Origin of the sequence: Olivibacter sp. XZL3, assembly GCF_004368405.1 — a bacterium.
Classification (GTDB): domain Bacteria; phylum Bacteroidota; class Bacteroidia; order Sphingobacteriales; family Sphingobacteriaceae; genus Olivibacter.
Genome location: NZ_SBJH01000008.1, coordinates 252,839 through 274,830, shown reverse-complemented (window position 1 = coordinate 274,830; position 21,992 = coordinate 252,839). Strand labels below are relative to the sequence as shown.

General features: G+C 41.1%; 28 protein-coding genes and 1 pseudogene. 20 read left to right on the top strand and 9 right to left on the bottom strand.

Going from position 1 to position 21,992, the window contains the following annotated elements; genetic code table 11:
* Positions 1-43 precede the first annotated feature (43 nt).
* The 18 genes and pseudogenes from EPX21_RS03675 to EPX21_RS03590 form a co-directional block, all read left to right on the top strand.
* Positions 44-514 (top strand): annotated as a pseudogene (locus EPX21_RS03675) (TraG family conjugative transposon ATPase); the annotation flags it as partial.
* A 27-nt stretch (positions 515-541) separates the two neighbouring features.
* The gene (locus EPX21_RS03670; RefSeq protein ID WP_134088313.1) at positions 542-1,174 is read left to right on the top strand and encodes a DUF4141 domain-containing protein; all 633 of its coding nucleotides are present in this window, start codon (positions 542-544) and stop codon (positions 1,172-1,174) included.
* Between the two features lie 3 nt (positions 1,175-1,177).
* Positions 1,178-2,173 (top strand): conjugative transposon protein TraJ, encoded by a 996-nt coding sequence (gene traJ, locus EPX21_RS03665; RefSeq protein WP_125202207.1) that lies wholly within the window; start codon positions 1,178-1,180, stop codon positions 2,171-2,173.
* A 19-nt stretch (positions 2,174-2,192) separates the two neighbouring features.
* Positions 2,193-2,816 (top strand): conjugative transposon protein TraK, encoded by a 624-nt coding sequence (gene traK / locus EPX21_RS03660; RefSeq protein WP_134088312.1) that lies wholly within the window; start codon positions 2,193-2,195, stop codon positions 2,814-2,816.
* A 12-nt stretch (positions 2,817-2,828) separates the two neighbouring features.
* On the top strand, positions 2,829-3,257 hold the full coding sequence (locus EPX21_RS03655) for a hypothetical protein (protein WP_013632615.1): 429 nt from the start codon (positions 2,829-2,831) through the stop codon (positions 3,255-3,257).
* A gap of 18 nt (positions 3,258-3,275) precedes the next feature.
* Positions 3,276-3,560, top strand: a complete 285-nt coding sequence (locus EPX21_RS03650) for a hypothetical protein (RefSeq protein ID WP_013632614.1) — start codon at positions 3,276-3,278, stop codon at positions 3,558-3,560.
* Positions 3,547-4,887, top strand: a complete 1,341-nt coding sequence (gene traM / locus EPX21_RS03645; RefSeq protein ID WP_013632613.1) for a conjugative transposon protein TraM — start codon at positions 3,547-3,549, stop codon at positions 4,885-4,887. The genes EPX21_RS03650 and traM overlap by 14 nt, the downstream gene beginning before the upstream one ends.
* Before the next feature lie 24 nt (positions 4,888-4,911).
* A complete protein-coding gene (gene traN / locus EPX21_RS03640) occupies positions 4,912-5,805 on the top strand; it encodes a conjugative transposon protein TraN (protein WP_066436433.1) in 894 nt (297 codons plus the stop codon).
* Between the two features lie 26 nt (positions 5,806-5,831).
* Entirely contained in the window at positions 5,832-6,392 is a 561-nt protein-coding gene (locus EPX21_RS03635) for a conjugal transfer protein TraO (protein ID WP_013632611.1), read from the top strand.
* A 12-nt stretch (positions 6,393-6,404) separates the two neighbouring features.
* Complete coding sequence (locus EPX21_RS03630; protein WP_013632610.1) at positions 6,405-6,854, top strand: DUF3872 domain-containing protein; 450 nt, start codon at positions 6,405-6,407, stop codon at positions 6,852-6,854.
* 259 nt (positions 6,855-7,113) lie between these two features.
* Positions 7,114-7,386, top strand: coding sequence for a molybdenum ABC transporter permease (locus tag EPX21_RS03625; RefSeq protein ID WP_066436434.1), 273 nt, complete (start codon positions 7,114-7,116; stop codon positions 7,384-7,386).
* 70 nt (positions 7,387-7,456) lie between these two features.
* A complete protein-coding gene (locus EPX21_RS03620) occupies positions 7,457-7,771 on the top strand; it encodes a hypothetical protein (protein WP_013632608.1) in 315 nt (104 codons plus the stop codon).
* Between the two features lie 88 nt (positions 7,772-7,859).
* Complete coding sequence (locus EPX21_RS03615) at positions 7,860-10,031, top strand: TonB-dependent receptor (RefSeq protein ID WP_134088311.1); 2,172 nt, start codon at positions 7,860-7,862, stop codon at positions 10,029-10,031.
* A 4-nt stretch (positions 10,032-10,035) separates the two neighbouring features.
* On the top strand, positions 10,036-10,830 hold the full coding sequence (locus EPX21_RS03610) for a cation transporter (protein ID WP_013632606.1): 795 nt from the start codon (positions 10,036-10,038) through the stop codon (positions 10,828-10,830).
* Positions 10,831-10,988: 158 nt separating this feature from the next.
* Complete coding sequence (locus EPX21_RS03605) at positions 10,989-11,300, top strand: helix-turn-helix domain-containing protein (RefSeq protein ID WP_066436440.1); 312 nt, start codon at positions 10,989-10,991, stop codon at positions 11,298-11,300.
* Positions 11,281-11,568, top strand: a complete 288-nt coding sequence (locus EPX21_RS03600; RefSeq protein ID WP_066436443.1) for a helix-turn-helix domain-containing protein — start codon at positions 11,281-11,283, stop codon at positions 11,566-11,568. Before EPX21_RS03605 ends, EPX21_RS03600 begins: the two co-directional genes overlap by 20 nt.
* Positions 11,569-11,846: 278 nt before the next feature.
* Positions 11,847-12,134, top strand: a complete 288-nt coding sequence (locus EPX21_RS03595) for a hypothetical protein (RefSeq protein ID WP_091520313.1) — start codon at positions 11,847-11,849, stop codon at positions 12,132-12,134.
* Entirely contained in the window at positions 12,116-12,565 is a 450-nt protein-coding gene (locus tag EPX21_RS03590) for a response regulator transcription factor (RefSeq protein ID WP_066436445.1), read from the top strand. The genes EPX21_RS03595 and EPX21_RS03590 overlap by 19 nt, the downstream gene beginning before the upstream one ends.
* A gap of 240 nt (positions 12,566-12,805) precedes the next feature.
* On the opposite strand, the gene EPX21_RS03585 is transcribed toward EPX21_RS03590, so the two are convergent.
* From EPX21_RS03585 to EPX21_RS03550, 8 genes are all read right to left on the bottom strand, one after another.
* The gene (locus EPX21_RS03585) at positions 12,806-13,138 is read right to left on the bottom strand and encodes a penicillin-binding protein (RefSeq protein WP_066436448.1); all 333 of its coding nucleotides are present in this window, start codon (positions 13,136-13,138) and stop codon (positions 12,806-12,808) included.
* A 23-nt stretch (positions 13,139-13,161) separates the two neighbouring features.
* Positions 13,162-13,593, bottom strand: a complete 432-nt coding sequence (locus EPX21_RS03580; protein ID WP_066436453.1) for a hypothetical protein — start codon at positions 13,591-13,593, stop codon at positions 13,162-13,164.
* 4 nt (positions 13,594-13,597) lie between these two features.
* Entirely contained in the window at positions 13,598-14,092 is a 495-nt protein-coding gene (locus EPX21_RS03575; RefSeq protein WP_066436455.1) for a hypothetical protein, read from the bottom strand.
* Between the two features lie 2 nt (positions 14,093-14,094).
* The gene (locus tag EPX21_RS03570) at positions 14,095-14,502 is read right to left on the bottom strand and encodes a hypothetical protein (RefSeq protein WP_066436456.1); all 408 of its coding nucleotides are present in this window, start codon (positions 14,500-14,502) and stop codon (positions 14,095-14,097) included.
* A 51-nt stretch (positions 14,503-14,553) separates the two neighbouring features.
* Positions 14,554-15,627, bottom strand: coding sequence for a DUF932 domain-containing protein (locus tag EPX21_RS03565; protein ID WP_066436458.1), 1,074 nt, complete (start codon positions 15,625-15,627; stop codon positions 14,554-14,556).
* Positions 15,628-15,665: 38 nt separating this feature from the next.
* Entirely contained in the window at positions 15,666-15,869 is a 204-nt protein-coding gene (locus tag EPX21_RS03560; RefSeq protein ID WP_134088310.1) for a hypothetical protein, read from the bottom strand.
* Positions 15,870-16,204: 335 nt separating this feature from the next.
* Complete coding sequence (locus EPX21_RS03555; protein WP_134088309.1) at positions 16,205-17,455, bottom strand: site-specific integrase; 1,251 nt, start codon at positions 17,453-17,455, stop codon at positions 16,205-16,207.
* A 234-nt stretch (positions 17,456-17,689) separates the two neighbouring features.
* Complete coding sequence (locus EPX21_RS03550) at positions 17,690-18,094, bottom strand: prolipoprotein diacylglyceryl transferase family protein (RefSeq protein WP_134088308.1); 405 nt, start codon at positions 18,092-18,094, stop codon at positions 17,690-17,692.
* A gap of 923 nt (positions 18,095-19,017) precedes the next feature.
* Between EPX21_RS03550 and EPX21_RS03545 the strand changes: the two genes are divergently transcribed.
* Both EPX21_RS03545 and EPX21_RS03540 read left to right on the top strand, forming a co-directional pair.
* Positions 19,018-20,064 (top strand): RluA family pseudouridine synthase, encoded by a 1,047-nt coding sequence (locus EPX21_RS03545; RefSeq protein WP_134088307.1) that lies wholly within the window; start codon positions 19,018-19,020, stop codon positions 20,062-20,064.
* A gap of 41 nt (positions 20,065-20,105) precedes the next feature.
* The gene (locus tag EPX21_RS03540; protein ID WP_134088306.1) at positions 20,106-20,972 is read left to right on the top strand and encodes an aminotransferase class IV; all 867 of its coding nucleotides are present in this window, start codon (positions 20,106-20,108) and stop codon (positions 20,970-20,972) included.
* A gap of 76 nt (positions 20,973-21,048) precedes the next feature.
* On the opposite strand, the gene fmt is transcribed toward EPX21_RS03540, so the two are convergent.
* A complete protein-coding gene (fmt, locus tag EPX21_RS03535; RefSeq protein WP_134088305.1) occupies positions 21,049-21,975 on the bottom strand; it encodes a methionyl-tRNA formyltransferase in 927 nt (308 codons plus the stop codon).
* Positions 21,976-21,992: the final 17 nt, after the last annotated feature.

Below are 21,992 nucleotides of genomic sequence, written 5' to 3'. Positions count from 1 at the left end.
CGTGTAAGTCCGGTTCGGGGGCGAGTGTTTGGAAACCTAACGTAGCAATACGATAAGGCGCTGGATGCTTAGCCTACTTAAAACTGTCCGCAAATTCTTCGGAGAAGCAATTGTCGTAACGCAAGAGGTCGATGATATTATCCAATCGCCTATTGTGAAAGAAAGTATCATCAACAATTCCGACTGTAAAATCCTGCTTGACCAACGCAAGTATATGAACAAGTTCGATGATATACAGGCGATGCTCGGACTTACGGACAAAGAGAAAGGGCAGGTACTTTCCATCAATATGAACAACGATGCAAGCCGACTGTACAAAGAGGTTTGGATTGGCTTAGGTGGTACGCACTCGGCAGTCTATGCCACTGAAGTTAGTTTGGAGGAATACCTCGCTTACACAACCGAAGAAACCGAAAAAATGGAAGTAATGCAGCTTGCTTCCGAACTGGACGGTAATGTAGAACTCGCCATTAAGCATATCGCAATGCAAAGGCGGGACAAAGTAAATCAATAGTCATTAACATTTTAAAATTCAGAAACAATGAAAAAAGTATTGTATCTGGTGTGTACGGCATTAATGCTCGCCGTAGCACCGTCAGCAAAAGCCCAGTTTGTAGTTACTGACCCTGCAAACCTGGCTTCAGGAATTATCAACTCTGCGAACGAAATCATACAGACTTCTTCGACCGTGAGCAATGTGATAAAGAACTTCAACGAAGTGAAGAAAGTGTACGACCAGGGTAAGGAATACTACGACAAGCTGAAAGCCATCAACAACCTTGTAAAAGATGCCCGTAAGGTGCAGCAAACGGTATTGTTGGTCGGGGATGTGTCCGAAATGTACGTGCAGAATTTTGGCAAGATGATGAACGACCCAAATTTCACACCGCAGGAATTGGTCGCTATCGGCAACGGTTATTCTGCACTGCTTAATGAAAGTACCGAACTGCTAAAAGAGTTGAAGCAGATTATAACCGCCACAGACCTTTCACTCAATGACAAAGAGCGTATGGATGTTATTGACCGTGTGTACAAAGAGGTAAAGGATTACCACAGCCTTGTACGTTACTACACCAACAAAAACATTTCTGTAAGCTACCTAAGAGCGAAAAAGAAAAACGATGCCCAAAGAGTGCTTGAACTCTACGGAACTGCTAACCAAAAATACTGGTAAACTATGGAATGGGATAATCTTCACGAACTCCTGCGGTCGCTTTATGATGATATGATGCCACTTGCAGGCGATATGGCGGCAGTTGCTAAGGGTTTGGCGGGATTGGGAGCATTGTTCTATGTGGCATTAAAGGTTTGGCAGGCTTTAAGCCGTGCCGAACCTATTGATATGTTCCCTTTGCTGCGCCCGTTTGCTTTGGGGCTTTGTATTATGTTCTTCCCAACCATTGTACTGGGAACCATAAATGCGGTATTAAGCCCGGTGGTGGTAGGAACCCACCAAATACTCGAAGACCAGGTGCTTGACCTTAACAAGCTGCAACAGCAGAAAGACCAGTTGGAATACGAGGCAATGGTCAGGAACCCCGAAACCGCCTATATGGTATCAGACGAAGAGTTTGATAAAAAACTGGACGAACTGGGATGGTCGCCCTCCGACATTGGTACGATGGCGGGTATGTATATGGACAGGCAAGCCTACAAGATAGAGAAAGCCTTAAAAGATTGGTTTCGCAATCTATTGGAAATACTCTTTCAGGCGGCGGCTTTGGTCATTGATACCATACGAACGTTTTTCCTGATAGTCCTGTCCATACTCGGACCAATAGCCTTTGCTATTTCCGTGTGGGACGGCTTTCAGTCCACGCTCTCGCAATGGCTCACGAGGTACGTCAGCGTTTACCTATGGCTTCCCGTTTCGGATTTGTTCAGCTCAATGTTGGCAAGAATACAATCCCTCATTTTAGAACGGGATATAGCAATGCTTGCCGACCCTACCTATATACCTGATACAAGCAATACCGTGTACATCATCTTTATGATTATCGGCATCATCGGGTACTTCACTATCCCGACAGTAACAGGTTGGGTAATCCAAGCCGGAGGCGCAGGAAACTTTACCCGCAATGTAAACTCCACAGCAATGAAAGCCGGAAACATCGCCGGAGCAGGCGCAGGTTCAACAGTTGGAAACATCGGCGGTAAACTGATGAATAAATAATCATTAATCATTCTAAAAAATGGAATTTAAAACGCTAAGAAATATCGAAAACAGCTTTAGGCAGATAAGATTATATGCCATTGTGTTTGCGGTTCTCTGCATTATCGTGGTAGGTTACACCGTATGGCGTTCCTACCGCTTTGCAGAAGAACAACGCCAAAAAATCTATGTACTGGATAACGGCAAATCCCTGATGCTTGCCTTATCGCAGGATGCGAGCATCAACCGCCCGGTTGAGGCAAGGGAACACGTAAGGAGATTTCACGAACTGTTCTTTACGCTTGCGCCCGACAAGAACGCTATTGAAAGCAATATGAGCAGGGCATTCAACCTTGCCGATAAAAGTGCTTTTGATTACTACAAAGACTTGTCGGAAAAGGGCTATTACAGCCGTATCATTTCGGGGAACGTGCAGCAACGCATCGAGGTGGATAGTGTCTTGTGCAATTTCGACAACTACCCTTATGCAGTGCGTACTTATGCCAAACAGTTCATTATCCGGTCAAGCAACGTAACCAGGCGTAACCTGATTACTTCCTGCTATCTCGTCAACTCCGTTCGTTCCGACAATAATCCGCAGGGCTTCAATATTGAAAAATTTGCAGTCGTGGAAAATAAGGATATAGAGGTCATCGAACGCTAAAAAAACAATCTTATGGAAGCATTATCAGATTTAAGCACGTTCGCAAAAATCCTTACCGACAAAGGATATAACGGGTATTTCCATACGCAGGGAGCGTATGCCGGAAAGCTGAAAGACAGCATCAGCGAATACCTCGAAAGCTGCCAAAAAGGTGCAGACAGTTTGCCTAAGCAGGACTTACTGCTGACAGGCTACCTACAATGGTCGGGCGATGACAAGCCCTGTGTAGAATGCAATATGTGGGTAAAATACCTGAATGGAAAATTCTCTCTTAGCCGAATGGAAATAGCCAAGAAAGACGGCTTTGGGCAATTACTCAAAAAAACGGAACTGGCAAACCTGTCCGTAATGTCCGCACCCAAATTAACGGAAGCGGTCGCACTGGTTAACGATGCGCCGAAGCAACAGGCGGGTAAAAGTCCTAAGCGTTTCAAGCTGTAACACAGAAATAGTAAGGCTATGAAAAAATTAAGAGCAAATATGGACAGATACTTTGACAAGTTGGACGAACGTTGGCGGGCGTTGCCCTTGCGCAAACAGCACCGATATACGCTGTACTTCTTTGTGGGTTATCTGCTGCTTACCGTAGCGGTCATTGGCAAAGTGATGTACGATACCTCAAAGTCCGGTAACGGTATGGTCATAGAGCATATCGAGAACCCTGTCCTTAAAAGTAAAAATCCTGCAAGGTTGCAGGATAGTGTATCAACAATTTTAAAAAATCAGATTTATGAAAGAAAATGAAAAAAGGGTCAGCTTTCTCGTTGAGGGAGAAGACCAAAACGGAGCATCAAATCTGCCGGATAATAAAAAGAGCAATAAGGATAAGCTCAAAAAGCCAATCATATTCCTTTTGATGGGCGTGGTATTTCTCGGCTGTATGTACCTCATATTTAAACCGTCGAAAGATAAAAAAGCGGTTGAAAATATCGGGTTGAACGATGCTGTACCGCAGGCTACCGGAGCAGGGATGCCCGATGATAAAAGCAAGGCGTATGAGCAGGAAATGCTCGAACGCAAAGAGCAGGAAAAGCGGAATGCGCTAACCACGCTTTCTGATTATTGGAATACTGAAGACAGTGCATCTGCTGACAATGAAGAAAACTTACCTGAAGAAGATGAAGAAAGCAACGGCTTTGGCGGTGGTGGCAGAAATTCGGGACGAAACGGAAATTCTGCATTGAACAGCTACCGTAATGCACAAAGCACACTGGGTTCATTTTATAATAATGACAATGCTGAAACAATGGAACTCCGTAAGCAAGTGGACGAACTGAAAGCAAAGTTGTCGGAAAAAGATGTGCCACCTGTGGCCACCGTTGACGACCAACTCAAATTAATGGAGAAATCCTATGAAATGGCAGCAAAGTATCTTCCCCAAAATGCCAATACCGGAAACGCTGCTCCTGCCATCGGTGCAACTCCTGCTGCTGCGGGTGCTAACCAAAAAGAGCAATTTGTATCGTTCACACCAACAAGAAAGAACATTGTATCAGCCTTGTACCGTGAACCGTCGGACAGTGCCTTTGCAGCCGATTGGAGCCAAACAAAAAACAGGGGGTTCTATACCGCAGGTTCTACTGAAGAGGTGGTACAGCCTAAAAACAGTATCAAAGCCTGTGTACACGAAGCCCAAACGGTAGTTGGCGAAACGGGTGTGCGTTTACGCCTGTTAGAGCCTGCCAAAACCCCGCAACGTACCATCCCCAAAGGAACAATTGTAACGGCTAATGCCAAATTTCAGAATGGCAGGTTACAATTAAAAGTTACTTCGGTAGAACTGGAGGGCAATATCATCCCGGTAGATATTACTATTTATGATTTGGACGGACAGCAAGGTTTATATGTTCCGTATTCGCCTGAAAGAAATGCGGTTACGGACATTGTAGCCAATATGGGCAATGCCACAGGTTCGAGCTTCAGTATGAGTTCTACTCCTGGACAGCAAATTACTTCTGACCTAAGTAAAAGTGCAGTGCAAGGTATTTCGGGCTATTTCGCTAAGAAAGTAAGAACGCCAAAGGTTGCACTCAAAGCAGGCTATCAGGTCTTTCTTGTATCTAAAAAATAATGTTGAACTCAAATAAATAAAACAATGAAAAATCATTTAAAAACCTTTTGGGCTATTGCCCTTATACTCGGCTTTGCTGCACAATCTAATGCACAGGACAGCATCAGAACACCACTTGCATTGGGCAAGATAGAGCCGTACCGTATGGAAGTTACCTACGATAAAACCTCGCACCTGATTTTCCCGACTGCCATTCGTTACGTGGATTTGGGCAGCGAATACCTTATTGCAGGGAAAGCCGAAGATGCGGAAAACGTGTTGCGTGTAAAAGCATCTGTAAGGGACTTTGAGCCGGAAACGAATTTTTCCGTTATTACGAATGACGGACGTTTTTATAGTTTCAACGTGTATTACAGTTCCTACCCGGAGGCAATGAGCTATGACCTGCTCACGATGCAAAAAGCGGTGGATAAAGCCAAAGGTAACGATGTGCTTTTTGAAGAACTGGGCAACAATTCGCCGTCACTGGCAGGCTTGCTTTTGGAAACCATTTACAAGAAAGACAAACGCATTGTAAAGCATATCGGTGCTAAGAGTTTCGGCATTCAGTTTATCCTAAAAGGGATTTACATACATAACGGCAAATACTATTTCCATACTGAATTGAGAAACCGTGCCAATGTTCCTTTCGAGATTGATTTCATCAATTTCAAAGTAGTGGATAAAAAGGTAGCTAAACGCACCGTAGTCCAGGAACGCCCTTTAACTCCTTTGAGAACTTACAAGCCATTGGACGGTATTTCCGGAAAATCGACCGAACAAAATGTGTTCCTGTTAGACCAGTTTACCATTGCCGATGATAAGGTACTGCTGATTGAGATTTTCGAGAAAAACGGTGGCAGGCATCAAACATTGCACGTCGAAAATTCCGATTTAATCAAAGCCCGTTTGATTGACGATATGCACCTGAAATTTTAATAACCCTTTAAAGCAATAGCAATTATATGAAAAAGTATATCTATACCGTGCTGTTTGTCCTGATAGGCATCACGGCTGCACAGGCGCAAAGAATGCTGCCGAAGCAGAAAGGATTGGAAATAAGTGCAGGTGTATTGTCCGATGATAAGATTGGCAATGATTACTACATCAGCGCAGCAATGACGGTAAACGGTAAGAATGGTAACTATCAGCTTTGGGCGTTGGAATATACCCACCAGTACCACGGGTATAAAGACCTCCGCATACCGCAGGAAACCTATTCCGCAGAGGGCGGTTACAGCTTCTTTTTGTTGGGCGATGCCCGTAAGAACATCACGCTGAATTTCGCCGTAACAGGTGTGGTCGGTTACGAAACCATCAACCGGGGCGAAACAATGTTGTACGACGGTGCGAAGATATTGAGCGAAGATAATTTTATCTACGGTGCAGGCGGTCGCCTCACTTTTGAAACGTACCTGTCCGACCGTTTTGTATTAGTCCTGCAAGGGCGTACAAAAATCCTTTGGGGTACGGATTTACAACAGTTCCGACCGTCAGCAGGTGTGGGATTAAGGTTTAACTTTTAAAACGTAAAAACGATGATAGCAATATTCAATAAATTCAGAACGGGGCTACTGCCACTATATGTATTCCTGACAATCCTCACAGCTTCGGTTACGTTGGTATCTTGCAGCAAAGATGATGACCTCGAAATACAGAACAATTTTCCTTTCGAGGTCAATGTAATGCCAGTGCCTAAAGATGTTGCAAACGGGCAGACCGTAGAAATACGCATTACCATACAGCGTACAGGCAATTACAGCAATACGCAGTATTTCCTCCGTTACTTTCAATTTGACGGGCAGGGAACATTGCAATACTACAACGAACCGCCGTATCAGCCCAATGACCTGTACCAATTACCAACGGAGCAGTTCAGGCTGTACTACACTTCAACGTCTGCCGTTTCACAGTCTTTTGACGTTTGGATTTCGGACAGCTTCGGGAATGAAAAGCAGATAACTTTTCAGTTTAACAGCAGCGATTAAGAGCAGTATTTCAATTCAAAAAAAAACGGCTTATCTGATTGGTAAGCCGTTTTTAATTTTCAGCCGGGCAGTGTATTTCAAAAGAAATAATTTCTTATCCTTGTAATCTATTTCAGTGTTGAGTAAGGTTTTATTTCCATAAACAATGAAAGAGGCTTGCCTTTTGGGGTAAGCCTCTTTCGCATTTAATTCACATCGTTTACAGGCTGAAACAAATATTTTTCGTAAATTCAAACAGTGGAAATAAAGTGTTTTTGTTATGGTCGCATCATTGGTTATAGGTATCATATTTTTGGTTGCAGGCTTGGGACTTCGTTACTGGATTAACCGCAGGAAGTTTTACAGGCGCAGCCCTATGGGAGCAGAGGGTTTCTCATCTTATGAAAGTTCGGTTTTCATTAAATTGATTGAAAGGGTTGGTAAATGGATAGCTTACGCACTGATTATTTTCGGTCTGTTGTCACTGTGGGTTTATTCCCGTGAGAAAAAGGAAAAACAGCAGCCTGAAGTAAAAACCGAACAATCTCGATAAAAAAACTATTCGCTTTAACTACCTCCACAAGATTTGTGAGCTAACGCAATTAATTTTTATTTAACTTTGTATGGTGAAGTTTATATCTTTAATATTAGCCGCCTATGTATTGCTTTTATCAGCAGTACCGACTTTTATTGAGGATAAATGTATGCAGAAGCATACTACCGAACAAGGACAAAACGGACAGGATGACCAAGATTGTAATAAGGGATGTTGCTCGCCTTTTTTTAGTTGCAACACCTGTACAGGATTTGTTTTAACTACTTTTCATTTCTCTATTGTCCATTCAGTAAAAGAACCGCAACGGAAGTTAGGAAATATGCTGACCCCACCTGTTTCTGATTTTCCATTTTCCATTTGGCGTCCCCCGCAACTTGCTTAATGTATAATGCTTTCAGCACAAATTAATTAAAAAGCGATGTCTTTGCATCGTCATAGCTTATTTATATACATTAAGTATCATTTTTACAATGAAAAAAATACTCATTGTGTCATTTTTTATGGCACTCAACCTTTGTGTATATGCACAAAATACATTAAACATTGTTGTAAAAAACAGTGAAACAAAAGAACCCTTGATTGGTGTAACAACATCTATAAAAGGCACCTCAATTGGAGGAACCTCGAACGAAAAAGGACAGATTATATTATCGAATATTCCTGATGGAATACAGGAGATACATTTTAGCTACGTAGGCTTTGAAGAGTTTATTGAAAAAATAGAATTTCCACTAAAGGATACCAATGTTATTGAAATTCTGCTCAAAGAAAATTCAGAGGAATTAGAGGGTGTTGTAATTACATCTACCCGAAGTACAAGAAGCATACAAAATATTCCTACACGTATTGAGTTTATTGGAAGTGAGGAGTTGGGAGAAAAAGGGAATATGAAACCGGGAGATATTCGTATGCTTTTGGCAGAAAGTACAGGTATTCACGTACAAACTACGTCGCCCACAAGTGCCAATGCGAGTATCCGTATTCAGGGACTTGACGGACGATATACACAAATCCTTAAAGACGGTTTTCCGATTTATTCGGGAGCTTCAAGTGGTTTGGGCTTATTACAAATTCCGCCACTTGATTTAAAGCAGGTTGAAGTTATCAAAGGCTCAACTTCTACACTTTACGGAGGTGGAGCAATAGCAGGATTAGTCAACTTGATTTCCAAAACGCCAACTGATGAAAGAGATTTACGCTTTCATATCAACGGAACATCAGGGAGAGGTTTAGACATTAATGGTTTTTATGGGCAAAAATTCAATAAAATTGGAACAACTATTTTCGCTTCGCACAACAGAAACGGAGCTTATGACCCTGCAAAAATTGGTTTTTCCGCCATTCCAAAGTTTGAACGCTTCGTATTGAACCCTAAATTATTTGTTTACTTCAATGATAAAACGAAACTGAATTTTGGCATCAATACAACCATAGAGAACCGTTTGGGCGGCGATATACTTTACATCAAGGGCAAAGGGGATAATACGCATCAATATTTTGAAGAAAACAAAACACAACGCTATTCCACACAATTTGTTTTTGACCATTTAATTAATGAAAACAGTTCTTTTCAAATCAAAAACAGTGTAAGTTATTTTAACCGCAATACGGCTATTCCCACTTACGAGTTTGAGGGAACGCAAACAGCCACTTTTACGGAAGCTAATTATACTTACAGCAAAGAAAAGTCAGAATGGGTAACAGGCGTTAATATTTGGACGGACAATTTTAAAGAAAAGCAGATTACAGTATTTCCGTTAAGAGATTATAGGCAAACCACATTTGGGGCTTTCGTCCAAAATAATTTTAAAGCTACGGATTGGCTTCAATTGGAAGCAGGTTTAAGAACGGATTATGTTATAGATTATGGGGCTGTATTCTTGCCAAGAGTATCGGCGCTATTCCATATTGCAAACGGATTAACATCAAGGATTGGCGGCGGATTTGGATATAAAACACCCACTATCTTTACCGAAGAAAGCGAACGCTTACAATATCAAAACGTAATGCCAATTAACAATAAAACCAATAAACTGGAAAAAAGTTATGGTGGAAATGCAGATATAAATTACCGCACTAATATTGGCGATGGTTGGTCATTCAGTATCAATCAATTATTCTTTTATACCTATTTGAATAATCCTCTATTACTTGAAAATCCATCAGCTAATCTCTATCAATTTGTAAACTCTACTGGTTACATCCATACAAAAGGAACAGAAACCAATATCAAAATCGGTTACGATGATGTGAAATTATTTTTAGGGTACACTTATACAGATGCACAGTTACACCAAAATGCAACAACTACCGAAAGCCCGTTAACCCCAAAACACCGTATTAACTCGGTTTTAATGTATGAAATCGAAGACAAATGGAAAGTTGGTTTAGAAGCCTACTATTTCAGCCCGCAAAAGCTGAACGATGGAACAACAGGAAAAGACTATTGGACTTGTGGATTTATGGCTGAAAAGATTTGGGAAAGGTTTTCGTTATATGTCAATTTTGAAAATTTCCTTGATACAAGGCAGACACGTTTTGGCAACATTTATACAGGTACAATTAGTAATCCTATATTTAAAGACATTTATGCACCATTGGACGGATTTGTCATTAATGGCGGAATAAAATTTAGACTTTAAGAAGATGAATAAAACCATATTCAATATAACTAAAATGGATTGCCCAAGTGAGGAGCAATTAATCCGTATGAAATTGCAGGATTTCGATATGGTAAAGTCATTGGAATTTGATATTCCCAGTAGAAAACTAAATGTTTACCATAGTGGAAAACCAGAGCCGATTTTTTCGGCTTTGGAAACATTAAACCTGAATACGTCATTGATTTCAACTGAAGAAAGCAATGCAGTTCTTGAAACAGATACAAGCAATGACCAACGGAAACTACTTTGGACTGTACTGATTATCAATTTCGTTTTCTTTGGATTGGAAATGTTGTTCGGTATTTTTTCCAATTCAATGGGATTGATAGCAGACAGCTTGGATATGCTTGCAGACAGTATTGTTTACGCTTTGGCATTGTTTGCTGTTGGGGGTACGATTGCAAGAAAAAACAATATCGCCAAATTTGCAGGTTACTTTCAAATTCTGTTAGCCGTTATCGGTTTTGTTGAAGTTATCAGACGTTTTATCGGAATAGAAGCGATGCCTGATTTCAAAACAATGATTGTTGTTTCTGTTTTGGCGTTGATTGCAAACGTACTTTGTCTTTATCTATTACAAAAGAACAAAAGCAAAGAAGCCCATATGCAGGCTTCGATGATTTTCACTTCCAACGATGTTATAATCAATTCGGGTGTTATCATTGCGGGATTATTGGTCAATTGGCTCAATTCGAGTTATCCGGATTTGATTATTGGGGCAATTGTATTCGTGATTGTGGCAAGAGGTGCATATAGAATACTGAAGTTGGCAAAATAAAATAGCAGCAAATCATAGCCCCGAAATTCGGGGCTTTTTTTGTACCAAATCTTACTACTAACGCCAAACGCTGCCTTTCAAAGCCAAATCCTGCAACATTCTCCAACGCTGCAATAAGCCTTTATAAATTCGACTTCCACAGCAAAATTGAGCAAACTATGGAAGTAATCACAATACAAAAGTCCGTACTGGAGGGAATGAAAAATGAGCTGAAAGCACTTTTGGAACTGACCGAAAATGCTACGAAAAAATACACGCCAATTTTCAAAGAAGAAAAATGGCTCGATAACCAGGAAGTGTGTCTGATGATGAACATTACCAAGCGGACTTTGCAGACGTATAAGGACAAAGGACTATTGCCCTATTCCCGACTGAACCGTAAGAATTATTATAAACGCTCGGATGTACAGGCTTTGCTCGAAGCCGGACAGCCGTACAATACCGTTGAAAATGGATTTATTCGAGAATGACGAAATCATTGCCCATCAGGAAATGATAACGCTGCTAAGAACCCGTATCGAAAGTATATTGAAAAATTACCGTCCTGTAATGAACGGGGAAATATACCTGTCGGGCGAAGATGTGTGTAAGCTGCTCCATATCAGCAAACGAACTTTACAGCAATACCGTGATGACAATATCCTGCCGTATATACAGATAGGCGGTAAGATTATTTATAAGGAAAGCGATATTCTGACAATACTTGAACAGAATTATATTTCACAAAAAACAGTTTGACTGTAATCTTTTTTGTACTATATGCAGTCAAAAAGGCACGAGTTTAGTATCTTTGTTGTCGAAAATATAGAAAATACTTAAAGTGTTTTTGCTTTAAGTCCCACATTGAAAACTGGTAATTTTTAGACAACGGGACAGATAAGTAAGAACGCTCACGTCAAAAGGCGTGGGCGCTCGCTTATTCGTTGTCGGGCATACCAGTGCCTCAATGTGCGGTAAGTGTAGTTGCCTGCGCTCTTTTTTTGTGCCAGGCATCCACAACCTAAAACATTAAGGCTATGGAGAATGAGCATATTTTTTACCCCGAATTTGACTATCCTGCATCCCATCTATCTGCATTCACTCTCTGCATTGATGTTTTTATCGTATCTCTTAAAAACGGGGAAATTGTTCGTTTCAAGCCTCACGAAATAGCACACTTTAAAGAATGGCTTAATCATTTTAAGGTCAGGGACATTACGGTTAATAATGGCTTACCTCACGTTGACAGAACATCTGATTTATCTAAGTCTAAATACGGATTTTTCAATTTTATCAAAAGAAGAAAATGGGTAAAGAAAAAATAATTAAGATAGGAATGATAGACGACCACGACTTACTTAGGAAAGGTATCTGCGATTTTATACGGGACGACGATAATTTTGAAATCGTATTTGAAGCGGAAAACGGCAAATTAGCACTGAAAAAAATGGAGCAAATTGAAGTTATTCCCGATATAATGGTTGTTGATATAAATATGCCTGTAATGAATGGTTTTGAAACTGCTAAAGCATTGCTTGAAAAATATCCGCAAACCAAAATCTTGGCTTTTAGTATTAACGATGATGTGCAGGATGTGGTTAAAATGCTTAATAGCGGGGCAAAAGGGTATATCCTGAAAGGCGCAGACCCCGAAGAACTCAAAAAAGCCATCACGGTACTAAACGACGGAGGGCGTTATTTCAGTGCAGGTGTAGCTGAAGTAGCAAAAGAATATTACAAACAGTTTCCGCAATAGCAGGTTTCTTTGTTACTTTCTTTTCCGCTGAACTCACGAAAGAAAGTAATCACTCTAATCTAATTATGGGATAACGAATATCCCACGCAATAACGCTGCAACCTGTTTGGTAAAATGAAAAGGATTTGTAAGGGTGCATTTTGCTAAAGGGGATTGCACCAATTTAAAGCAAAAAGACTGCCCGACCATCGGGAGGATCTGTCTTTTTGCCGCCCGACTTTTCGGGTCAGGCGGCTTGTATTAGTTAATCGTTTTTAAATACTCGTAGTATCTTTCCGTTATATCCTTTCCTTTCCTGAAAGTGTCATTGGTATAACTGTAATGCTCTTCAAAAAACTTAACTTCTTTAGTGGTAAGGTCTATTAAATAGCGGTAATATGCGTTTATCCGCCTTTCATCCATCGTGCAATACTCTTTAAGCATTAAGAGTTCTTGCTCGCTGTTATCAAGGGATAACAAGGGCAAAAAAAGCCTTTCAACGATATAGCCCTGTTCGGGTGCGCTGCTGCTGTCGGCAACGCATACAAGGGATTTACCGTTACTCAATTTGATGTGAAGATTTGAACGTGTCATAATTTGAAATTTGATTTTTCTGATTAAGCAATTAATTGGGTTAATAAAAATTCTTCCGTCCAAAATTCTTCGCTCGTATGCTTCCCGTATGCTGTATAGTAGCCTGTACCGTTTGCCCTTAATACAAGCCTGTAACAGTCCAGTCGGTTTTCAGGTACGGTAAACGTTTCCTGCTCTTGCTCGTCAAGCTCCACAAATATCCATTCATTACCGTTTAGCAATTCTTCAATATTCGGGTTGTCGTTTTCGCCTGTCCTATAAAAATCTACTGCTGTATCATAGTAATTCATTGAGCAGAAATAGTGATTGCCCTCTAACGGCTTAACTAATGCAAGCCGTTTTGCCTGTTCTGTTTTCCATTCTTCGGATAGGTGGATAATTGCAAACTCGCAATTATCCCATTCGCTGTTGGCTTTAACCAAAATATGTGCTGTCGCTTTATCTGATAGTTTCATCGTTCTAAATTTTAATGGTGTTTAATTGATTTTCGCTTTTACGCTCTAACAAAGTGTCGAGTATTTCCCATTCGCTGTCGTACTCTGTTCCCTCAAAATGGTAGGTGTCCGTTTCCTCGTCTAATTCATAGCTGTCAAAGTCCTGGCTATCTAAACAGGTATCCGTTAGTATTCCTTCTTCAAATATTGCCTGACCATATACTAAGCATCCTAATTCCTCATAGTCCTGTGTGAAATTCACTTTGAAATGTTCGGCTATCTGCTTAACGGCATCCGTATTTGGCGACCATTTTGTTTCATACTGGAATACACCCGCACTTTCATTGTCCTGACTGATATTGTAGAAATAATCTCCGTGCGTGTCCTGTACGAAATGGGGTAAATGCCCGCAGTTGTCTTTCTGTTCCTGTTCAGCCATTGATTTGAATAGCTGTGTTATCTGCTCTATTGCTTCGGCTGTTCCCTCAAAAACAACCCAGTTGTTGCACCAATTAGCCATAATTATTTATCGTTTAAGGTTATCTGTAAAAATTTGTCGTTCCCGAAAAGCAGGTGTATCGCCTGTTTTAATTGCGGGTCGCATTGTGCATCCTCTGTATATTCAATCAGGCAGTGGATAGCGAAAATTGAATTGTGTCCGTCAAAAAAATGGTCTGTAAACCAGTTCGGGCGTTTCCAAAGTGGTTCATTCTTGTCTATGCCTTTTTGTGCATTCTGCACAAGCCTGTACCAAAATTCAGCGGTAAAAAATCCCTTTTGATACCAACCCTCACGAAAGGCGGTTTCATTTTGCAGGAAGTAGTCGCATTGCGTTTTTATAGCGTTTTGCAGGTTCTCCAGTTCTGCGGGAAACAATTTGCACAACAAGCCCGCTTTATCGAGGTTGTCCATTTTATCTAATGCTTTCATATCTTTTGTTTTTAGTAGGCGACCACCTTTGCAGGCAGTCGCCTTTGATGATTAATTGAAGTTGAAAATCTCTGCTCCTGAATAGGCAAAGTCTGTACACAGTTCAAAGGCTTTTTGTGTCTTTAGCTGTGCTGTACCGCCCATTACAATAGATTGTAGTTTGGCTTCGCCATCCCTGTAATTGCGTACATTCTGAAAGTAACCTGTAACAGCATTGTAAGCCCCGAATAATGTGCCTTTGGTAGTTGCCATTTGTTGGGTGTCGCTTATCATAGCGTATTCAAAGGCATCATCTACGGTGTTTTTAAACACGGTGGAAACTTCATCTTCCGCACCTTTTTTGAGCAGGTTAAGCGTTTCTTTGTTCGGGCAAAGTGCCAACTGGATTAGCTTTCTTACTTCTCGGTCTGTTACCCTTACTTTAGCCCAATCGTTAAAGATGTTCTCTAACTGCGTGCTTAGTGTGTTGGCAAGCCCCATAACCTTGTGAGCATTTTCGAGGCGTTGTTTTGCTCCTGACGTGTGTTTGATACGCACTACATTGGTCATACTCCGCAATGATGCGTTCAGGGTGTTTTGACATACGATACGGATAGGTGTAAACGCTGCGGTAATACTTCCACTACCGTCGTGGCTTGTGGTTAAGAAGATGTACTTTTCTGTAACATCGTCGCCGTTACCTACACGGATATAGTCGGGCAGCTTGGCAGTAATAAAAATACGCTCCCCGTTACCCAATGCTCCTGCGGTTTCGTACAATATTCCCTCGCCTCCGCCTACAATAGCATCAAAGAAATTGAACGCCTCACGGTTTTGTACAATATGGTAGTCTTTGCCTACTACACCCAACGGTGTATTGGTGTCGGTGCGGAGGGTGGCGAAACTGTTAGGTACTAAGATGTCATTGGCTTCAATCAGTTCTCCGTTTTCGCCTATGCTCATTGTTCTGCCCTGTGTAAACAGTGGGGATTTGATAACCTCGTAATCTAAACCTGCGTGTACTATTGCTTCCTCGCTTGTTGGGTATTGCTCTACGATTTGCCCCAAACCGTGCCACGCTTTTTGTTGAACGCTAAAGAATGAATGACGTCCTGTTTGCTCGTTGAAATTGATGTTGTGTGCCATAATGCTAAAATTTTGATGTTTGAAAAAATGTTATTTACTCACTCGCTTTTCTCGTTTCCCGCTTCCCGTTGTGGTTTGCTCCGCTTCGCTTCGCATAAATTTTTCCAAAAGAAAAACCGGAAAAAAGAAAGCAGATAATCCAAGCGGGCAACAGCGTAAAACCGAAAGGAAACGGAATAAGTCCCGGAGGGTGGCAAGGCAACACACAGCAATTCGGCGAAGCCAGCATTTTGCCTTGCCATTATGCCGTAGTCTTTTGGTTGGGCGTGTGAGGTGGCTGCCCGCTATAACTTAGCTGCCTTTTTACCGGTTGATTGTGGAAATTTTCTGTTCTAAATTTTTATGGCATTAATGACCAGGCTATGATAGCCTGTAATAGGGATTTGAAAAATGGAATAGCAGGGAGCGTTAGATAAGGGTTTCGTTTTTCAATTTTCTATTTCTGAAGTAGGTAATAAGCTCTTTTACAGCGTTGGATTGCGTAGAGGAAAATAAATGTGCTTTACCTACACAAAAAGATAGGCATAAAAAAAGCAGAACCGTTAAGTTCTGCTCATTGAGATTAGATAAAAGCTGATTAGATTGCCATCATAAACGCTTCTTCCATTGCCTTGAATTTAGGGGTAACTAAATCCATATCCTTACTGATTTTTTGGCTTGTGATTTTAGCGTAAATCTGTGTGGTGGAAATATTTTTATGCCCCATCATTTTGCTAAGACTTTCAAGCGGTACGCCCTCGGTCAAAAACATTGTTCCGAAAGTATGCCTTGCCGTGTGAAAAGTTACTTTTTGCTCCGTAATGATTTCTGCCTTTTCAACCAGTTTGCCTATGTGAGTATTGCAGGTTGCATTGGTCGGAACCGGAAAGATAAATTCATTCCTTGTCGTACCCTGATATTTCTCAATGATACGTTTAGGGATTTCCATTAACCGAACATTTGAAGCAATATCTGATTTCTTTCTCCTGCTGATAATCCACTGATGACCGTCAAAGAATGATTGAATGTTGTTCCTTGTCAGTTTCTTAATATCCGCATAAGCAAGTCCTGTAAAGCAACTGAAAATAAACAGGTCTTTTACAAGTTCATACCGTTGGTGCGATGGTACGCACATCATCAGCTTTTCAACATCTTCTTTAAGGATATAGCCCCGGTCGGTTTCTTCCATATTGATTTCGTAATCCTGAAAAGGATTATCACGTATCAAGCCTTTTTTAATAGCCAGTTCCACAAGGGCTAATACAGGCATCGTGTACACCCAAACTGTATTGTGGGAGGACTGCAAATCATACCGGAGGTAAAAATCAAACTCCCGGATAAAATCGGAAGTCAATTCCCGAAAAGCCATATCGTCACGATGATAGCGTTCCTTTATAAACGTGGTAAGATGATTGTAAACTGTGATATACTTGTTGTAGGTGCTTTGTGAGCGTTCTTCCTTTTCGACCAATTTTTTAAAATCCTCATTTTGGTCGTTGAAGACTTTAAGTATTGCATCATCCATTACGCCGACACCCAAAAATGATAGCTTTACTTTTTGGGCGGTCGCAAAGCCCTCGTGCTTCAGCATATCTTCATAAATCTTGTCGATACGCCCACGTATATTATCAAGTTTTTTATTAATGCTTAATGCCTGCGCACTTTTGCCCTGAACTCGTCCGTGTTTTAAATCCCAATTATTGGGGTCAATTTCTAACTTTGTTCCGAAAGTCTTAGGGGTTCCGTCAACGGTAATACGTGCCATAATCGGGGCATTACCGTTCTTTTTCAGTTCGTTCTTTTTCAAATAGAAAAGCAGTTTGAACGTCGATTTTTTTGCCTGTTCCATAACTCAAATGTTTAACGTTTAAAATTAAATTACATTGAGTTACAAGGGAATGTAGAAAAGGGTGCAAAAGACTGAAATATAATCAGTTAAGCTATATCGTTACCTTTGTCAATCGGTAACGAATTAGTAACCTAACCTTGTCATTTTAAGCCCAAAACCTACCAGACACCGACTTCCGAACTAAGACTACTCTTTTTATAAAGCCTTGTATAGCAAAGGTTTTAACCGTTTTGCTTATTTTTGCTTTTTACTAATCTTTTTTGAATAAAGTAATAAAGCGATAATCAGACCAATCGTACCGCCATGACTGGCTAGTCCCAGAAATCCGACAACGTGGTAATGTCCTTGTGCGTCTTGTTGGATAGGTAAAATGATTTCCAATGGGTGCTGTGAATAATAAGAGAAATCATAAAAAAGACAATGTCCCAGCCTGGCTCCGGCAAATATTCCTATAAACCCATATATAAACAGGTTTTCATAAGCTGCTTCACTGAGATTTTCTCGTCTGAATACACCTTTGAGTAGAAGAATACACAATAAAAGTCCGGCACCGAATAGTAGGCCATAATATCGTATCGGAAATCCGAACAGTTGAAAAATTTCAGGACTTATATCCCAATTGATAAATGTCAATCTCATATAGTGTTTTTATGTTAAGGATAACTTTACTACTATTTAAATCGGGTTCAGAATAATACGCCCATCTTTAACACGAATTAATAACTAAATTATGCTTTATCGAAATAGATAACGGGGAATTGACTGTAACACTTATGTTACTCCGCTTACAGTGGTTCCAACTTATCGAAAAGAACTCACCGCTTTTTTGCCTGTCTTTTGCATAGTTAAGACATTTTATTTTGTTACAATTGGACGAAAATGAGCTTCCAAAGCGTTTTTGCATTGGAAATATTAACGGAATATTCAATTCATGTTAATTTTTCATTACTTTCCTTTCAGAATACATAACGAAATGTCTCGATACGGTGCATATATGGATGAAGAACTACCCGAATTTTTGCGAGGTAGGAATCCTATAGCCTCTACAGAGATATATAATAGATATTGGCAGGCCATGATCACATATGCATGCAAAATTCTGAAGATGATGACGAAGTATTGGACGTCGTGCAGGACATTTTCTCAACGATTTGGAACCGTTCATCAGAATTGCATATCGAAAGTTTCCTAAATCCTGTCTCTATACCGTAACTCGACATCAGGCATTGAAAGTGATCAACCGAAGTTAGCGCAAAGAAGAATTTGCACGAGAACTCACATCTGCATTTGAAGAAGGTCTGTCTACAACGGATGAAGCATTGGCTTTCAACGAACTTCTGAAATAGTTGAAGAGGCAATAAAAAAGCTACCGCCACGATTAAAAGCTGTCTACGAAAAAAGCCGGAAGCAGGGCTGACCTGCCGAGGGCAAGGGACCACATCATTTGCCTGCTGGAACCTTCTACATCCCTTGATGACAGCAGAACAAAACAACACGTTGACATGCGCGCTTATTTTTATCAGACCACGCAATGAAAACCAAATAATAGTTACTTTTGTGCCATGGCAGAAGAAGTAGAAGCATTCGATATCGAAGAGAACAGCGAACAAGATTTATTTGAACATTTAAGAATAATAGTCGACAAAGGGCAAGCACTATTGCGAATTGACAAATTTTTAATGCATCGGGTTGAGAACGCTTCTCGAAATAGAATACAAAATGCCATCGAAGCCGAGAACGTATTGGTTAATAGCAAACCAATTAAAGCCAGCTACAAAGTAAAGCCGGGAGATGTGATTACGGTCGTGTTGCCTCATCCGCCGAGAGATACAGAGGTTTATCCCGAAAATATTCCTTTGGACATCGCCTATGAGGACGACGATCTGTTGATTGTCAATAAATCGGCAGGAATGGTCGTACATCCGGGCTATAACAACTATACAGGAACCTTAGTAAATGCCTTGGTTTATCATTTCAACCAGTTACCCCAACTTCCCGGCAACGACGGAAGACCGGGCTTGGTACATCGCATTGATAAAGATACCAGTGGTTTATTGGTGATTGCAAAGAACGAGTGGGCGATCACAAATCTAGCAAAGCAATTCTTCGATCATACTATTCAGCGCAAATATGTAGCCTTGGTTTGGGGCGATCTTCAGGAAGACGGAACCGTTTCCGGCTACATCGGCCGAAGCCTAAAAGACAGACGGGTCATGTCAGTTTACGATAGTGAAGATAAGGGGAAATGGTCCGTTACGCATTTTAAAGTGCTGGAGCGTCTCGGATATGTCACCTTAATAGAATGTCAGTTGGAAACAGGCCGTACGCATCAGATTCGAGCCCATATGCAGTCTATCGGACACCCGCTATTTAACGACGCGCTCTACGGCGGCGATAAAATTTTAAAGGGAACGGTATTTACCAAGTACAAACAATTTGTCGATAACTGCTTCGCGATATTACCCAGACAGGCTTTACATGCAAAGAGTTTGGGATTCATACATCCGAAGACCAAAACGCCTATGTACTTCGAGACAGACCTTCCTGAGGACTTCGCTGTTTGCCTGGAAAAATGGCGGTCTTATGTGCAATACGAACGAAATAAGTAATTTTTACAGAATTATTCTTCCTTTTCCACGTTAAAATAACAATGAACGATAGATATATAAATAGCAACGGCAATTTGATGCTGGAGAGTCAGCCGGTTATACAAAGCAACAACAGAAGTTTCCGATATGGAGATGGAATTTTTGAGACCATGCGTTGGATGGACGGCGATATACGCTTTTTGCAATACCATATTGATCGGCTCCAAGCCGGTATGAATCTGCTCCATCTGGAAGGCGCTGCCAAATTTGACGCCTATTTCCTGCGCGAAAAGACCGCTGAACTGGTTAAAAAAAATAAGTTAGGTACGGATGCACGAATACGATTGAATGTCTATAGAGCAGGCGCGGGCTTATACAGCCCGGAAACAAATAAAGCGAATTATCTTTTAGAAGCGAGCCCACTGGAACATGACGGATATCAATTAAATAAAACAGGCGTCATCATCGATGTTTATCGTGAACATAAAAAGCCTGTTAATAGTCTGTCGCACCTTAAAAGTAGTAACGCACTCATCTACGTGCTCGCGGGTATCGAACGTAAGCGTTTGGGCTGCGATGATATACTGATTCTGAACAACGATGGATTCCTTTGTGAGTCGCTCAGCTCCAACATTTTTGTTTGGTATAACAAAACCTTATATACGCCAGCTTTAAGTGAGGGGTGTATTGCAGGTGTCATGCGGAAAGTGGTCATCGAGATGGCGAACGAGTATGGTATTGAAGTGGTAGAAGCACAAATAAGTCCAGAGATACTGCATGAAGCGGATGAAATGTTCCTCACGAATGCTATCCATGGCATCTATTGGGTTATGGGATACAAAAAGAAGCGCTACTTCAATCACTTATCAAAGAACTTGCAAGACAAATTAAGCAAATGGCATCTTGCTTCCGATTTAGATGAAGAATAATCCCGTCAAAATAAAACAGTAAGGTCAGGCTATACATACTGTCCTTACTATTCTCTTTTTATCGAAATGATTTGGCTTATTCCAATCGCACGCCGCGTAAAAATTCCTCAACAGACATTCTTTTTTTTCCTTCAAGTTGGAGCTCTTGCACGTCTATACAACCATCGACTGTTGTAAACCATAAATAATGTTTGCCATCCGTTACCATGCTACCCGGCTCTTTTTCTTTTGTTAAGTGTCCTCTAAGCGGTCGACACGCGAAAATTTTTAATGTTTTTCCCTGGAACGTGGTGAAAGCAGTAGGGTAAGGGCTCAGTCCCCGAATAAAATTATAGACCTCACCTACGTCTTTATTCCATTCGATCCTACAGTCGTTCTTGAAAATCTTAGGCGCGTGCTTCAGCGCTTGTTCTTCAGCAATGAGGGTCTGAGGTATCTCTCGGTAATTCCCGTTTTTAATTTCCTGTACAGTTTTTACCAATAAATCGGCCCCTACATGCATCAATTTATCGTGCAAGTCGCCGGCTGTGTCGTCTATACCTATAGGCACCTTCTCGCTTAGCAAAATATTTCCGGTGTCTATTTGATGCTGCAAAAAGAAAGTGGTAACACCTGTTTCACGCTCTCCGTTAATGATTGCATGGTTTATCGGCGCTGCTCCACGATATTGGGGAAGGAGCGAAGCATGCAAATTAACGGTACCTTTAGGCGGCATATTCCAAACGATCTCCGGCAGCATCCGGAAGGCCACTACCACCTGTAGATCCGCCTGATAACTCTTGAGCGCATCGATAAAAGCGGAATCCTTTAATTTATCAGGTTGTAAAATGGGAATGCCTTTGGATAGGGCAAATTTTTTGACCGCAGACTCCTGTATTTTCTGGCCTCTTCCGGCTGGCTTATCCGCTACGGTAACAACGGCAACAACCTCTTCCCCCGCTTCTATCAGCGCCGCCAACGAGGCTACTGCAAACTCAGGGGTACCCATAAATATAATTCGCATTATTTTCTATTTACGTT